Origin of the sequence: Lentibacter algarum (assembly GCF_018860975.1) — a bacterium.
GTDB lineage: Bacteria > Pseudomonadota > Alphaproteobacteria > Rhodobacterales > Rhodobacteraceae > Lentibacter > Lentibacter algarum_A.
The window spans coordinates 1-14,532 of record NZ_JAHKQI010000010.1 but is presented as its reverse complement, the minus strand read 5'-3'; the positions used below and the strand labels follow the sequence as shown (position 1 = coordinate 14,532).

At 57.7% G+C, this 14,532-nt stretch carries 15 protein-coding genes; 7 read left to right on the top strand and 8 right to left on the bottom strand.

Going from position 1 to position 14,532, the window contains the following annotated elements:
• Window positions 1-2: 2 nt before the first annotated feature.
• The 5 genes from KO498_RS15370 to hmgA form a co-directional block, all read right to left on the bottom strand.
• Entirely contained in the window at window positions 3-1,628 is a 1,626-nt protein-coding gene (locus KO498_RS15370) for an FAD-dependent oxidoreductase (protein WP_215960814.1), read from the bottom strand.
• A 54-nt stretch (window positions 1,629-1,682) separates the two neighbouring features.
• On the bottom strand, window positions 1,683-2,633 hold the full coding sequence (locus tag KO498_RS15365; RefSeq protein WP_215960813.1) for an MBL fold metallo-hydrolase: 951 nt from the start codon (window positions 2,631-2,633) through the stop codon (window positions 1,683-1,685).
• Window positions 2,634-2,637: 4 nt separating this feature from the next.
• Window positions 2,638-3,102, bottom strand: a complete 465-nt coding sequence (locus tag KO498_RS15360) for a DUF2059 domain-containing protein (RefSeq protein WP_215960812.1) — start codon at window positions 3,100-3,102, stop codon at window positions 2,638-2,640.
• A gap of 81 nt (window positions 3,103-3,183) precedes the next feature.
• Window positions 3,184-4,446: a fumarylacetoacetase gene (fahA, locus tag KO498_RS15355; protein WP_215960811.1), complete on the bottom strand. Its 1,263-nt coding sequence runs from the start codon at window positions 4,444-4,446 to the stop codon at window positions 3,184-3,186.
• A gap of 85 nt (window positions 4,447-4,531) precedes the next feature.
• A complete protein-coding gene (hmgA, locus tag KO498_RS15350) occupies window positions 4,532-5,893 on the bottom strand; it encodes a homogentisate 1,2-dioxygenase (RefSeq protein ID WP_215960810.1) in 1,362 nt (453 codons plus the stop codon).
• Window positions 5,894-5,965: 72 nt separating this feature from the next.
• Here hmgA and KO498_RS15345 point away from each other — a divergent pair, with 72 nt between their 5' ends.
• Together KO498_RS15345 and KO498_RS15340 are read left to right on the top strand one after the other, a co-directional pair.
• On the top strand, window positions 5,966-6,403 hold the full coding sequence (locus KO498_RS15345) for a MarR family winged helix-turn-helix transcriptional regulator (RefSeq protein WP_215960809.1): 438 nt from the start codon (window positions 5,966-5,968) through the stop codon (window positions 6,401-6,403).
• Window positions 6,400-7,161 carry a DMT family transporter gene (locus tag KO498_RS15340; RefSeq protein WP_354667672.1) on the top strand — a complete coding sequence of 254 codons (762 nt, stop codon included), beginning with the start codon at window positions 6,400-6,402 and terminating at the stop codon, window positions 7,159-7,161. The genes KO498_RS15345 and KO498_RS15340 overlap by 4 nt, the downstream gene beginning before the upstream one ends.
• Window positions 7,162-7,252: 91 nt before the next feature.
• On the opposite strand, the gene KO498_RS15335 is transcribed toward KO498_RS15340, so the two are convergent.
• Together KO498_RS15335 and KO498_RS15330 are read right to left on the bottom strand one after the other, a co-directional pair.
• Window positions 7,253-8,365 (bottom strand): THUMP domain-containing class I SAM-dependent RNA methyltransferase, encoded by a 1,113-nt coding sequence (locus KO498_RS15335; protein ID WP_215960808.1) that lies wholly within the window; start codon window positions 8,363-8,365, stop codon window positions 7,253-7,255.
• Entirely contained in the window at window positions 8,365-9,174 is an 810-nt protein-coding gene (locus KO498_RS15330; protein ID WP_215960807.1) for a division plane positioning ATPase MipZ, read from the bottom strand. The genes KO498_RS15335 and KO498_RS15330 overlap by 1 nt, the downstream gene beginning before the upstream one ends.
• Window positions 9,175-9,373: 199 nt before the next feature.
• Here KO498_RS15330 and dctP point away from each other — a divergent pair, with 199 nt between their 5' ends.
• The 4 genes from dctP to KO498_RS15310 all read left to right on the top strand — a co-directional run bounded on the left by dctP (window position 9,374) and on the right by KO498_RS15310 (window position 13,043).
• Window positions 9,374-10,387 carry a TRAP transporter substrate-binding protein DctP gene (gene dctP / locus KO498_RS15325; protein WP_215960806.1) on the top strand — a complete coding sequence of 338 codons (1,014 nt, stop codon included), beginning with the start codon at window positions 9,374-9,376 and terminating at the stop codon, window positions 10,385-10,387.
• A gap of 59 nt (window positions 10,388-10,446) precedes the next feature.
• Window positions 10,447-11,076 carry a TRAP transporter small permease subunit gene (locus KO498_RS15320; RefSeq protein ID WP_215960805.1) on the top strand — a complete coding sequence of 210 codons (630 nt, stop codon included), beginning with the start codon at window positions 10,447-10,449 and terminating at the stop codon, window positions 11,074-11,076.
• A complete protein-coding gene (locus tag KO498_RS15315) occupies window positions 11,076-12,473 on the top strand; it encodes a TRAP transporter large permease (protein ID WP_215960804.1) in 1,398 nt (465 codons plus the stop codon). The genes KO498_RS15320 and KO498_RS15315 overlap by 1 nt, the downstream gene beginning before the upstream one ends.
• Window positions 12,474-12,554: 81 nt before the next feature.
• Entirely contained in the window at window positions 12,555-13,043 is a 489-nt protein-coding gene (locus KO498_RS15310; RefSeq protein ID WP_215960803.1) for a GbsR/MarR family transcriptional regulator, read from the top strand.
• An 84-nt stretch (window positions 13,044-13,127) separates the two neighbouring features.
• Here KO498_RS15310 and KO498_RS15305 read toward each other — a convergent pair whose 3' ends face one another.
• Window positions 13,128-14,240, bottom strand: a complete 1,113-nt coding sequence (locus KO498_RS15305) for a CobW family GTP-binding protein (RefSeq protein ID WP_215960802.1) — start codon at window positions 14,238-14,240, stop codon at window positions 13,128-13,130.
• Window positions 14,241-14,377: 137 nt separating this feature from the next.
• Here KO498_RS15305 and KO498_RS15300 point away from each other — a divergent pair, with 137 nt between their 5' ends.
• On the top strand, window positions 14,378-14,521 hold the full coding sequence (locus KO498_RS15300; protein ID WP_215960801.1) for a hypothetical protein: 144 nt from the start codon (window positions 14,378-14,380) through the stop codon (window positions 14,519-14,521).
• Window positions 14,522-14,532 lie beyond the last annotated feature (11 nt).

The following is a 14,532-nucleotide window of genomic DNA, read 5'->3' as shown; positions in this document are numbered from 1 at the left end:
GTTTACTCCTTGCCTATCGCGCGTTTGAGGGCCGTGCGGAACAGGTTTTCGTCGTAGTGCTCGCGCCGTGCTGCGACGTGTTGATCGGGGCGGATGAGGTAGACCGCTGATGCGGCGTCCCCAAGGTAACGCTCGGCCAAGGCACCTGTTTTGTCATCTGCGGATTTCAGCGAGAGCACGGTTGTTGTCACGCCGCTTTCTGTGAGCGCTTCGGGCACCTCGCAGTTGATCGCCAGAAGCGTGAACTGCCCGCCGAGCTTTGACAGCAAGAACCCGTCTGCAAGCGGCGCGTCAGGGCATGGGGCTCCGGGGCGCGTTCGGGCAGGGCCGTCGATCAGCGCGTCTGCCGAGTTGAGCGGTGATCCGTCGTAGACACAGGGCACCGAGAGGCGACCCGAGTTCACCAGTGGGCGCGCAAACTCATAGTGTCCGGACAGCTCCAGCACGGCGTTGCGCAACACGTGGCTCATCTCGCTTTTGGGTGTGATGAAGTCGGTTGAGCGGGTCGAGTTGAGGATATTCTCGGCGGCGCCCTGCAGACGCTCGGAGTTGTAGCTGTCGAGCAGGCTTTCGGGCGCTTGGCCGTTGATCACCATGCCGAGTTTCCAGCCGAGGTTGTCAGCGTCTTGCATGCCCGAGTTGGCACCGCGCGCACCGAACGGCGAGACTTGGTGCGCCGCGTCACCGGCGAAGATCACCCGTCCGTGGCGGAAGCTGTCCATGTGCTTGCACTGGAAGGTGTAGATCGACGACCAGACCATTTCATATTCAACGTCATCGCCCAAGAAGGCATCAAGCCGACGGCGGATGTTCTCTTCTTTCATCTCTTCCTTGCGGTCGATGTCCCAGCCGATCTGGAAATCAACCCGCCAGACATCATCGGGCTGTTTGTGCAGCAGGGTTGACGCGCCCGAGCCATGCGAGGGCTCAAACCAGAACCAGCGTTCAGTCGGGAAGTTGGTGTTGATCATCTTGATGTCAGCAATCAGGAAGCTGTCTTTGAAGACCTGCCCCGTGAACTCATGCCCGAGCATTGTGCGCAGGGGAGAGCTTGCCCCATCGCAGCCGATCAGCCAGTCGGTCTCAAGCGTGTAGGGGCCTTCGGGGGTCATCACTTCAAGCGTGGCATGGTCGTCATGGACTGTCACAGCATCGACGCGGTTTTTGCCGCGGATCTGGATAGGTGCGCCTTGCTTTTGTAGCTCGTATGCGCGCTCAATGAGGAAGCTCTCGAAGTAGGGTTGCTGCAAGTTGATAAAGGCGGGGAACTCGTGGCCCTCTTCAGGGAGCAGGTTGAAGTCAAACACCTGCCCGTCTTTGTGAAACACTTTGCCGATGTTCCAGACAACGCCCTTATCGACCATCGGCTTGGCCGCGCCGTAGCGGTCGGATATTTCCAGCGTGCGTTTGGCGAAACAGATCGCACGGCTGCCCATGCCGACGCCCTCGTGGTCGTCAAGCACGACAACAGGGATGTTCTGCTGCGCGAGGTCAACTGCGGTGGCGATGCCAATTGGCCCGCCGCCCAAGACCACAACGGGGTGGCGCACAGGCGCGTCGGCGTCCTGATCTGCGTGCCGCGCGTAGGGGTAGAGCTTGTAGGCGAGGGTGTATCTGTCGTCGAGCATGGGTGTTCTCCTCCGGTGGTTTGGTCAGCGCATATTTACGCTGACCAAGGTGTTTTAGCCTTGCAGATCGGCCCACATGGCCAGATCGCGTTCGGCGGTCCAGATGCGTGGGGTTTCGATGCCGCGAGCTTCGTCGAACGCGCGCGCCACGTTGAAAGGCAGGCAGTGCTCGTAGATCGCGTAGTCGGCGAACTTGGGGTCACATTCGGCGCGCACGGCGTCCCATGCTTCTTTCAATGTGCCACCGCGAGCCGCCACTTTGTAGGCAGGGCGGTAGGTGCTTTCCACGAAGTCGCGGGTGTTCTCAATGGCGGCGTTGACCATTTCTTTGCCAACCAGCGCGTCGCCACGGCCGGGGGCGATGGCGTCAACGTCAAAGCTGGCGATGTTGTCGAGCGTTTGGCCCCAGTCGGAGAAGTGACCATCGCCGCAGTAGCAGGCCGAGTGGTATTCAACGATGTCACCGGTGAACATGACGTTTTCGTCCGGCACGTGAATGACGATGTCGCCGGCTGTGTGGGCGCGGCCAAGGTGCATAAGGTCGATCCGGCGGTTGCCGAGGTAGACTGTCATGTCGTCCGAGAAGGTTGTTGTCGGATAGGTGAGGCCAGGGATGCTCTCGTGGCCTTCAAACAGGCGGGGGAAGCGTTGGAACTCTGAGTCCCAGTCTTCCTGGCCACGCTCGACGACCATTGCGCGGGCGGCGTCGCCCATGATGATCTGGTCTGCGCCGTAGGCCGATGCACCGAGCACGCGTACGGCGTGATAGTGGGTGAGCACAACGTGGCTGATCGGTTTGTCGGTGACGGAGCGCACTTTTTCGATGACTTTATTGGCGAGGCGCGGGGTTGCTTGCGCCTCGACAATCATCACGCTTTCGTCACCGATGATGATGCCTGAGTTCGGGTCGCCTTCGGCGGTGAAGGCGTAGATATCTTTGCCGACCTCATCGAAAGTGATTTTCTTTTCCGTCATGTCCCCTTGGGATGCGAATGCTTTTGCCATTGGTTTAGTCCTTCAATATATTGATGATTGCGGGTGTTACAGCCTTTTGCACGGCTTGCATTTGAGGTGCGATCTTCGCGAGTGATTTGTTCATGAAGCCTGTTGATTTGCGCAGGATTGATGCGCCTTCAGGGGATGAATAGAAAGTGACCATTGCTTTGAGCTCGGCTTTGGTGAAGGCACGTGCGGACTCGCGGATCATCACTTTGTTGAACGTGGGCAGCACTTGCATCATGCCCTGTGACATCACGTTGCCGATCCGGCGCTTTTTGGCGTTGGAGATTTTGGCTGCCGCCGGCATTGAGGCTTTCATTTGCAGATACATTGTCTCGGGCGAAAACATGTCGCGCATCATTTGTTGCACTGCAGGCAGCTCGACATACTGGCGGGCAAGCTCCATACGGCTTTGCGCCTGAGCTGTACCTGTCATCAAGAGCAACAGGGCGAGTGTTTTCAGGAGTGTTTTCATAGGCCGGGCTTTCTGAACTGATGCTGTGCCGGAGGCTTGGGCTGAAGCCTCCGGCGGGGATATTTGAGCCAAGAAAAAAGGCTAGCTGTTGAACTGGTCTTTGAGGGCGGGAAGGATTTGACCCACGCAGTCGCCAAAGCCGATGGTGTAGCCCTTACCGCGGGCGTTGCCGCGTAGGGTCATGGTGTCGCCATCCTCAAGCCAGCTGCGCTGTTCGCCGCTGTCGAGTGTGAAGGGCTCCTTGCCGGCCCAGCCCATTTCCATCAGCGAGCCGTATTCTGTTTTGGTCGGGCCGGAGATGGTGCCGGAGCCCAGGAGATCGCCCGGGGTCATGCCGCAACCGCCGACGGCGTGATGGGTGAGTTGCTGAGCGGCCGAGTAATACATGCGGCTGTAGTTGGTTTTCGTAAGCGCTGTTGTGGTCTCGCTGCCTTCGGGCTGCATGAGCACTTCGAGTTCGATGTCATAGAGGCCGGGTTTGCTTTCGGTGAGGTAGGGCAGCAGCTTGTGATCGCGTGGCGGCACTGATGTGCGGAAGGGTTCCAGCGCCTCTTTGGTGACGATCCAGGGGCTGATCGAGGTGCCGAAGGCTTTGCCTTGGAACGGGCCGAGGGGCTGGTATTCCCAAGCCTGGATATCGCGGGCTGACCAGTCATTCAGGAGCACGTAGCCGAAGATCATATCGTCGGCTTGCTCGGTGGTGATGTTTGAGCCGACATCGCAGCCCGTGCCGACGACTGCGCCGAGCTCGAGTTCGATGTCGAGGCGCTTACAGGGGCCGAAGCTTGGCATCTCAGCGTCTGGTGCTTTCATTTGGCCGAGGGGGCGGCGCACGGGGGTGCCGGAGACAACAACAGAGGAGGCGCGGCCGTTATAACCGATCGGGATGTGCAACCAGTTTGCTGGAAGCTCGGGGCCGCCGCGAAGGATGGCGCCCATGTTTTCGGCGTGTTGGCGACCTGCGTAGAAATCGGTGTATTCTGCAACGAGGAAGGGCATGTAGAGTTCGGCGTCGGCGCGGGCTACGAGAAGCGCCTCGGCTGCGGCCTGATCGGCTGAACCCTCAGCAAAGATCGCGGTGAGGCGTTTGCGCAGAGCTGACCAGAGCGCGGGGCCGTCTTCCATAACTTCGTTCCAGAAGGGCACATCGAAGTAGGCTGTTTCACCGAGGGTGATGAGGCCGGTTGCTTCGGCTTGAGCCATATCAAGGATCATGTCGCCGATGGCCACGCCACAGCGCGGGTCGTCTTCACCGGTTGAGAACACGCCGTAAGGCAGGTTGTTGAGCGGGAAGGGGTGATCGGCGGTGTTGGCCGAGGTGACCCAAGATTTGAGAAGTGTCATAGGTGTTCCTTGTCAATTTGGTGTGCTCGAAAACACACCCGTCGGAGTGGGTGTCGGGCGCGCATTTTCTGCGCGCCGCTGAGTTCTATTTCTTGCCGGGTGTGCCGTCGAATTTCTTTTCCATGTCTGTCCAGCAGTCGATGTAGTCGTCCTGCAGCGGAGCCTCTTTGCCAGCGAAAGCAGTGAGGTGTTGCGGGAAACGGGTTTCGAACATGAAACTCATGGTATTGTCGAGCTTCTCGGCCTTCAAGTCGGCATTGCTGGCACCTTCAAAAGCGTTCTTGTCGGGGCCGTGGGGCAGCATCATGTTGTGCAGTGACACACCACCGGGGATGAAGCCCTTTGGCTTGGCGTCATACTGGCCGTAGATGTTGCCCATCAGCTCGGACATGATGTTTTTGTGATACCAAGGCGGGCGGAAGGTGTCTTCGGCGACCATCCAGCGTTCGCGGAAAAGAACAAAGTCAATGTTGGCGGTGCCTTCTTGGCCGGACGGCGCGGTGAGCACGGTGAAAATGCTGGGGTCGGGGTGATCAAACAGGATCGCGCCGACGGGGCAATATGTGCTGAGGTCATACTTGAGCGGGGCGTAGTTGCCGTGCCAAGCGACGACGTCGAGCGGCGACTGGCCAATCTTGGTTTCGTGGAACTGGCCGCACCATTTGATTGTTACGGTCGAGGGCACTTCGCGGTCTTCAAATGCCGCCACAGGAGTTTTGAAGTCACGCGGGTTGGCCATGCAGTTGGCGCCGATGGGGCCGCGACCGGGGAGTTCGAACTTCTGGCCGTAGTTTTCGCAGACGAAGCCACGCGCCGGGCCTTCCAGCACCTCGACGCGATAGACAAGACCACGCGGGATGATGGCGATTTCTTGCGGGGCGATGTCGATGATTCCCAACTCGGTAGAGAATCGCAAACGGCCTTCTTGGGGCACGACAAGCATCTCGCTGTCCGCCGAGAAGAAGTATTCGTCTTCCATGCTTTCGGTCACGAGATAGATATGTGTGGCCATGCCGACTTGGGTGTTAACGTCACCCGCTGTTGTCATCGTGCGCATGCCTGTGAGCCACGTGAGCGGCGTGTCGGAATGGGGCACAGGATCCCAGCGATATTGGCCGAGAGACGTGACATCAGGCACAACGTTGGGTGCAGATTTCCAATAGGGAAGATCAATTTTTTCGTAGCGGTGTGAGTGCTTTACACTCGGGCGGATGCGGTAGCACCATGTGCGCTCGTTCTGATGGGACGGCGCTGTAAAGGCCGTGCCGGAAAGCTGCTCGCCATAGAGGCCGTAGTTGCATTTCTGCGGTGAGTTCATGCCCTGGGGCAATGCGCCGGGCAGGGCCTCGGTTTCAAAGTCGTTTCCAAAGCCGGGCATGTACCCGGCATGCGGGCCTTCGGGGCTCGGTGCTTGCGTCATCTTGCGGGGGGAGGTTTGGTTGGTCATGGCAGTCTCCTCAAAATAATAGTTGCATTGTTAACGGTTGATTTTGTAACTAACAAGAAGAAGAGAGGCGATATGACACAAAAAGATGATTTTCAATTGCAGGGTTTTCTCCCCTATCTGCTCAATCAGGCGGCGGAAGAGAGCAGCCTTGCTTTTCAGCGGATCTATAAAGACCGTTACGGCATGTTGCGCACGGAGTGGCGGGTGCTGTTTCACCTTGGTATCTATGGCACGCTGAGCGCTAAGGAAATTGGCGAGCGTACCAAAATGCACAAAACAAAGATCAGCCGCGCGGTTGCTAAGCTTGAAGAGAGGCGGTTGCTGACGCGCCAACGCGATGAAGCTGACAGGCGGCTCGAGTATCTGACGCTAACGGCGGCTGGACAGGCGGCTTATGTTGATCTGCGCAGTGTGGCCAAAGAGTATGATGCCGGACTGGCCGAGCAGTTTTCGCCTGAGGACATTGCCAAGCTCAGGCAGATGTTGCGGCACTTGGCACGTATGACATGAGCCGATTGCCTGATCATCTCAAGGGGCTACTTATTACGCTTGTCGGGGTTCTATTTGTTATCCCTGATTCGCTGTTTGTGCGGCTGTTGGATGCGCCGCCCATTGAGATATCTTTCTGGCGCTCGCTGACTTGTGGTGCGTTGCTGCTGGTCTATGTGCTGCCGGTTTACGGTTTGAGCGGGATCAGAAAGGCCTTCTCGGGGGGCTGGATATCGCTGGTTTATCTTGTCGCGATGGGCAGCACCGGCGTGTTGTTTGCGCTGGCTGTCAGGCATACCAGCGTTGCCAATGTGGTTATCATTCTGGCGTCGATGCCGGTGTTTTCGGCGCTGATCAGCCGTGTTTTTCTATCCGAGCCGATCAGGCTGCGGATGATCCTGACGATGGCGGCGGTGTTTGTTGGCCTTGGCATCATTGTCTACGGCTCGGGTGAGACCGAGGGGACGAGCCTTGTCGGAGACGCTTATGCGCTTGCGGTTTCAGTGATTTTCGCGGTGGCTTTAACGGCGGCGCGCAGTTTGCGCAGCGTGTCGATGGTGCCGATGCTGCCGGTTGCCTACCTGGCAGCGGCTGTTGTGCTGTGGCCATTTGTGACGCCGACTGTCTTGCCGAGCGGGCAGATCAACCTTGCGGTGTTGCATGGGGGGTTTATTGCCATCAGTTCGATCGGGCTGGCCTTGGGGCCGAGGTATATCTCGTCGGCGGAAGTGGCTTTGCTGATTTTGCTGGAATCGGTGCTGGCACCTTTGCTGGTGTAGTATGCGCTGGGCGAAGATCCGGGCGGCTATGCGTTGATCGGCGGAGCTGTTGTGATCGGGGCTTTGCTGGTGTCGAATGCGGTGCTGCTGCTCAGAGCGCGTCGCACTGGTAGAGCCTGACTTTGAGGCCACCATGCGGCACGTAGGGGCCGGCTTTGAAGGGCAGGCCTGTGGTTTTAGCAAGGCCCGCTTCGGAGGTGATCAAGCCCACGCGCCAACCTTTGAACTCGGCTTTGAGTGTCGTGCCAAGGGCGGCGTGCAGGGCGTAGAGCGGCTTTTTGTTGCCTATCCGCGCGCCGTAGGGCGGGTTGATTATAACCAGCCCCTTTGGCCCTTCAGGGGCTTTGAGCGCTGTGATTGGCGTGCAGGCGAAGTCGGTGATCTCGCTTACACCTGCGGCCTCGGCGTTGCGCTGGCTCATGGTGATTGCGCCTTGATCCCGGTCGGATCCGTAAAAGCGCTGGTCGGTTGGTTTGGGCGTGACGCCTGCGCGCATTTCATCCCAAACCTCAGGATCAAAGCTGGCGAGGTTTTCAAAGGAAAAGCTGCGGGTGCGGCCGGGGGCGAGGCCAAGGGCGCGCTCGGCGGCCTCTATCACAAAAGTGCCCGAGCCGCACATCGGGTCAAGCACCGGAAAGCTGCCGTCGTAGCCGCAGTCACGTAGGAACATGGCAGCCAGAGTTTCGCGCATCGGAGCTTTGTTGACGGCGGGTTTGAAGCCGCGTTTGTGCAGGCTCTCGCCGGATGTATCGAGCGAGAAGGTGACGAGGTTGTCATCAAACCGTGCTTTCAAGACCAAGGCAGCTTCTTTGCTGATCGGTGCGCCGAGTTCTTCTGAAATAGCGCGTTCAATGCGCTCGGAAGCGGCCTTGGCGTGGTAGATTTTGGAGCGCTTGTTGGTGGTGACTTCAACGCGCAACGGCACGTCGGGGCGCAGGAACTCGGCCCATGGAAATTTGCGGGCGCGCTTGTCGAGCTGGGCGAGGTGAAAGGCACGAAAGCCACCGATGCGCACCAGAACGCGAACAGCGCCGCGCAGCATAAGGTTGGCGCGCCAGACCTCTGGCCAGCCGCCTTGCACCTCGACACCGCCGGAAACAGCCTTGGCAGGGGCAAAGCCAGATTCCTTTGCTTCTGCGGCCAAAAGCGGCTCGAGCCCAGGAGGGCAAATGAGGAAAATGTCGAAATTTGAGGCGGTTGTCATCAGAAGTTGATGCTGACGCCGGGCAGGTTGAGCGACTTCATCATGTCGCGCAGCTCTTGGCGTGCCGCGACATTTGAAATGTTGAGCTTTTGCACACCGACATCTTTGAGGTCGAGCAAGGTGAGGCCCCTTGGGAAGAGCTCTCGGAAGATCACCCGCTCGTTAAAGCCCGGCGCGACACGAAAGCCGATGCGCTTGGCGAGCCTACTAACTGCACGTTCCATCTTGTCTTTGTTGACCATGCGTTGCGCGCCGAGGCGGTTGCGCATCACGATCCAGTCGATCGGTTTGAGGCCAGCTTGCGCGCGCAGTTGTCGTGCAGCCCAGACCATCTCGGAGTAGACCGAGGGGCCGCTGATCTTTTCGCCCTCGGCGTCGATATGGGCCAACAAATCAAAGTCGATGAAACTGTCGTTGAGCGGGGTGACCAGCGTGTCGGCCAGCGAGTGGGCGACTTGGCTAAGCCGCGTGTGCGAGCCGGGGCAGTCGATCAGGATGAAATCGTTGTCAGGTTCGAGTGTGGCGACGGCGGCGGAAAGGCGGTGGTCATAGATGTTCTCACCCGGCTTGAGGCTTGATTTGTCGATCTCGGGAAGCTCGTGATACTCGGGCGACGGCAGATCAAAGCCAAGTGTCGCCAGATAGGCTTCGCGGTTTTCCAGATAGCGGCCAATGGTTTTCTGCCGCAGATCAAGATCAAGCACCGCAGTTTGGTGCCCCATACGAGCCAGGGCCGTTGCGATATGCATGCTGACCGTCGACTTGCCAGCGCCGCCCTTTTCGTTGCCCACAACGATGATATGTGCCATGACCCGGTGCCCCCTAAGAATTGCAGTTTTGCTGCAATGAAATTTTCTGAGGCCGACTATAGAGCGCTGTGGGCAATTAGAAAAGCGCTAGAAAGGCGATTGTTGGGGGCGCCTGCAAGCGGGGGTTGGCAAGTGAGGGAAGCCGCGCTAGTTTCATGTGTATACTGGCCGCGAAAGGCCGGACTTAAGGGAGAACACCATGAATTATCTAGCGAAAACGGCCGTTGCGGCCGTTGCACTGAGCTTTGCGACCGAAGCAGCCGCGACCGAATGGAACGTGTCTGTTTGGGGCAAGCGCCGCGCGTTTACCGAACATGTTGAAAAGCTGGCCGAGCTGGTGAGCGAGAAAACCAACGGCGAGTTTACGATCAACGTGAGCTACGGCGGGCTCTCAAAGAACCGTGAGAACCTTGACGGTATCTCGATCGGTGCCTTCGAGATGGCGCAGTTCTGTGCCGGCTATCACCGCGACAAGAACCGCGCGATCACCGTGCTTGAGCTGCCGTTCCTTGGTGTCGAGAACCTCGCGCAGGAAGTTGCTATCAGCCACGCTGTTTATCAACATCCTGCAGTTATCGAAGAGATGGCCCAGTGGAATGCCAAGATCATCATGACTTCGCCCATGCCGCAATACAACCTTGTTGGCACAGGCGAGCCACGTGTTCTGCTGAGTGACTTTGAAGGCATGCGCGTACGTGCCACCGGCGGTATCGGCGAAGCTTTCAAGGCAATTGGTGCGGTTCCGACATCTGTAACTGCGAGTGAAGCCTTTCAGGCGATGGACTCGGGCGTTGTAGACACGGTTGCTTTTGCTCAACACGCGCACCTGAGCTTTGGCACGATCAACAAAGCGTCGTGGTGGACTGCGAACCTCAACCCCGGCACTGTGAACTGCCCGGTTGTGGTCAACACTGATGCTTATGAAGCTCTGTCGGATGCCGAACGCGAAGCGCTTGACAGCTCGATCCCTGAAGCGATTGATCACTACCTTGCCAACTACGGTGAGCTGCTCAAGAAGTGGGACACTATTCTCGCCGAGAAGAGCGTCGACAAGATCAATATTGAGGAATCGCAATTGGCCGAGTTCCGAAAACTTGCGGCTGATCCTATTCGCGAGCAGTGGATTGCGGACATGACGGCACAGGGCCTTCCGGCGCAAGAGCTGTATGACCTCGTCGCCGCAGAGCTCGAAAAAGCCAAAATGGCCGAGTAAGCCAAACATTACGAGGCTCCCTTGCGGGGGCCTCTTTTCTTTTGCGTCGTGGGGGGAAGATGGCAGGATCAGCTGCAGTGCTGGAGGATTCCAGTTTATTGAGCCGTTTGGACAGGGCGTTGTTGCCTGTTGAGCGGTTTTGCGCGTTGCTCAGCGGTTTGGCGATTTTCTCGCTGATGTTTCTGGCAGCTTACTCGGTTTTTGGCCGGAAGTTCTTTCAGTCACCGCTGGCGGGCTATGTTGATTACATCGAAGCCGCGATGCCGATTATCGCGATCATGGGCGTTTCATATGTTCAGCGAGACGGCTCGCATATCAGGATGGACCTGTTGGTAGGCAACCTCAAAGGGCGGCTGTTGTGGCTGTTTGAGTTGATCACTGTGCTGCTGATACTTGTGCTCATTCTGTCGCTCACATGGGGCGCATGGGAGCATTTTGACCGCTCGTTTGATTGCTCGCGACCGTTTTGCAGCCGTGACAGTTCTATCGACATCGGGCTTCCGATCTGGCCTTCAAAGCTGGTTGTGCCTGTGGCCTTTGCGGTGCTGTCTTTACGGCTTGTTTTGCAGGCCGTTGGCTACGCGCGCGCGTTTGTGCTCGGGCTTGAAGCGCCGGTTGCTGTGCCGCTAACGCTAAGCGCGGCCGAACAGGCGATGCTTGAAGCAGAAGCGATGGAAGGGGCTGACTGATGGATCCTATCACAATCGGCCTTTGGGTTTCGGCGGGCATGTTGGTGCTTGTTGTTCTGGGCATGCGTGTGGCGTTTGCAGCGGGTTTGGCGGGCTTCGTCGGCCTTGTCTGGCTGCGCTGGAACGGCTTTGACTATGCGCCTGACAAGTTCTGGAAAGCCTTTCAGATCAGCGTCAAGATCGCGGGTTTGACACCGCACTCAAAGGTGAGTGCGCAGGTGCTTTCGCTTATCCCTGTTTTCATTCTGATCGGCTATCTGGCCTATTACGCACGCCTCACCACGGCGCTGTTTGAGGCCTGCAAACGCTGGATCGCCTGGGTGCCTGGCGGCTTGGCGGTGAGCACGGTTTTCGCCACAGCGGGCTTTGCTGCGGTGTCAGGTGCAAGTGTGGCGACGGCGGCGGTTTTTGCCCGTATCGCCATCCCGGAGATGCTCAAGATCGGTTATAACAAGCAATTCGCGGCGGGTGTCGTTGCGGCGGGCGGCACTTTGGCCAGCCTCATTCCACCCTCGGCGATCTTGGTGATCTACGCCATCATTGTTGAGCAAGACGTGGGCAAGCTCTTGCTCGCCGGCTTTGTGCCGGGTGTCTTTTCGGCGGTTATTTATGCGGGGCTGATCATCGGTATCGCCATGGTGTTCAAGAACGTTGGCCCGCCTGTGTCCGGCTTCACATGGCGTGAGCGCTTTGAAAGCCTGCCACCGGCACTGCCTATTGTGATGGTCGTCGTGATCATCATCTTCTTTGTATACAACCCATTTGGCGATGCTTGGGGCACGCCGACCGAGGGCGGTGCTGTGGGCGCATTCGTTGTCTTCCTGATGGCGCTTTACCGCGGGATGCGCTGGCCACAACTCAAGCTGGCACTGCTCGAAACTGCCAAGCTGACGGTGATGATTTTCACTATCATCTGGGGCGTTCTGATCTACGTGCGTTTCCTTGGTTTTGCTGATTTGCCCGGTGCTTTTGCCGACTGGATCACCACGCTTGAAATGTCGCCGATGCTGATCTTGATCTGCATTCTTCTGGCCTATGCGGTGCTTGGCATGTTCATGGATGCGATCGGTATGTTGCTGCTGACGCTCCCTGTGGTTTACCCAGCGGTTATGGCGCTTAACGGCGGTGAAACAGTCGCGGCTGCTGACAGCGCGTTCGGTATGTCGGGCCCGATGTGTGCCATTTGGTTCGGCATTCTGGTGGTCAAGATGGCCGAGTTCTGTTTGATCACCCCGCCCATTGGCCTCAACTGTTTTGTGGTCGCTGGCGTGCGTGATGACCTTACAGTGCAGGACGTTTTCAAAGGCGTGACGCCGTTCTTCATTGCAGACGCGTTTACCATCGCGGGGCTTGTTGCATTCCCGGGGATCGTGCTTTGGCTGCCGTCTCTGGTCTAAGTTCACTCTAAACTGAACGCACTGGACGGGGCGCTGTCCAGAAGCTAGGAATGGTTAAAACAGCACTTCGGGAGAAGCGGTTTGACCAAAATCAGGGATGTGCACGCTGCCGAGGAGGCACGCGCAGAATTCATTGAAAAAATCGGCATCATCGCCCAATCGGAAGGTGTGCCGCGTATTGCCGGGCGCGTTCTGGCAATGTTGCTGTATGACGGCGATCGGGTGTCGTTCGGCGAGTTGGCAACAGCGCTGCAAGTCAGCCGTGGCAGCGTGAGCTCAAGCGTGCGCATTCTGGAAACCCAGCAGCTCATCAAGCGGGTATCGAAGGCTGGCGACAGGCAAGACTACTTCCAAGTGCTTGATAACGCTTTTGCAAACATGGTGGAAGCCGCTGCTATGCGGATGCATCGTGCGGCAGGAGATATCGAGGAGTCGCTCAACACCATTCCGGCATCAGAAGTGGGGCCACGTAGGCGTGTTGCTGATTATGCTGCATATTATCGCGCAATGGGGGCGGGTCTTGAAGGTGTCACGCAGGCTTTGCATGAAACGAACCGCGTGGACGAATAACCTGCTCATGCATGCAGGCAGGCATTCGTTCCGCGACCGCAGCGGTGCAAAACCCAGACTTCGTTTTGTGATGATCTGATGGAGTTACGGTGTCGGCAGGCTGTGCTCGGACAGGCCACCGGCGTCATCGCCTTGTTTCGGGCGCATGTGCAAAACGGAAAGGCTCTCTTCGAGGTCGGCTTTAGAAATGTCACGCGCGATAACAACCACGCGGCTGGTGAGGTTGCCGTCTGGCCAGCTCTCGAGCGGCACGGGGGGCTCGAAAATGTGTTGCACGCCGTGAAACACAAAAGGTTTGGGCACATCCTCAATATGTACGATCCCCTTCATTCGCAGGATGTCAGGCCCTCTAAGGGAGATCAAAGTATCAAGCCAGAAGTCAAAAACCTGTGCCGGAATTGGTTCATCTATTGTGATCGAGGCTGTGGCAATCCGATCATCGGAGGCATGGTGCGAGGGCGCGGCGAGATCAAGTATCGGGTCTTTCTTCGGGAGGGTCATTCCTGAAAGGCCGGCTAATGGGTCAGCCGCGGGTGCGGGGGCTGCCAGCCAGTTTAGGGCATGATCCGGCTCTATCGAGCGGCGCAGCGCACCGATTCCGAACAATTCGCCAGAGGGCACTGCACCTTTATTGGCGGTAATGCGTCGTGCGCCAGGGTTAAGCTGATCAAGCCGCGCGGCGAGCGCTTTGATCGTGGCGTTGTCTGCCAGATCGCATTTTGTCAGCACAATACGGTCGGCCATTGCGACTTGTGTTTGTGCCTCTTCATGGCGTTGTAGCGTAGATGTGCCGAGCACGGCGTCGACGGCGGTTACAATACCGTCGAGCGCGAAATTTGGCGCCAATACCCGATCAACCAAAAGCGTGTGGTGGATCGGGCCCGGATCGGCCAGGCCTGTCGCTTCTATCACAACGCGATCAAAGGGAAGCTCACCCCGGGTGCGTCTTGCGAGCAAGGAAATAAGCGTTCTGGTCAGATCCCCTCGAATTGTGCAGCAAATGCATCCGGCGGGCATCAGAACCACGTCTTCCGCGGCCTCTTCGATCAGGTCATGATCGAGGCCAGCTTCGCCGAATTCGTTCACCACAACAGCGACACGGCCTGCGGAGGGATCATGCAGAAGGTGGTTCAGAATCGTTGTTTTTCCAGCACCAAGAAAGCCGGTGAGCAGGGTGACTGGGATCGGATGGGTCATGCGATTGCTCCGGGTTGTGGTTTTCTGCTGAATATGATTGTTATACTGTAACAAGGTGAACGGCAAGATCAGCCAATGCTCTGAACTTTGTAAAATAACAAGAGCATAGTCATACAAATTGAAGAGGGCACGCAGCTATGAGTCTGACGCTCGATTTTCGCCAGAAAGCAGCTTTGCTCTGGCATACACAGCGGATCAAGCGTTTGGTGCGAGAGATCAGAGAGCTGGGCCCGCAGGCGCTTGTTTCGGTGGTTGAAATACAGTGCGATGATCCTGTCTAGCCCCCAATTTC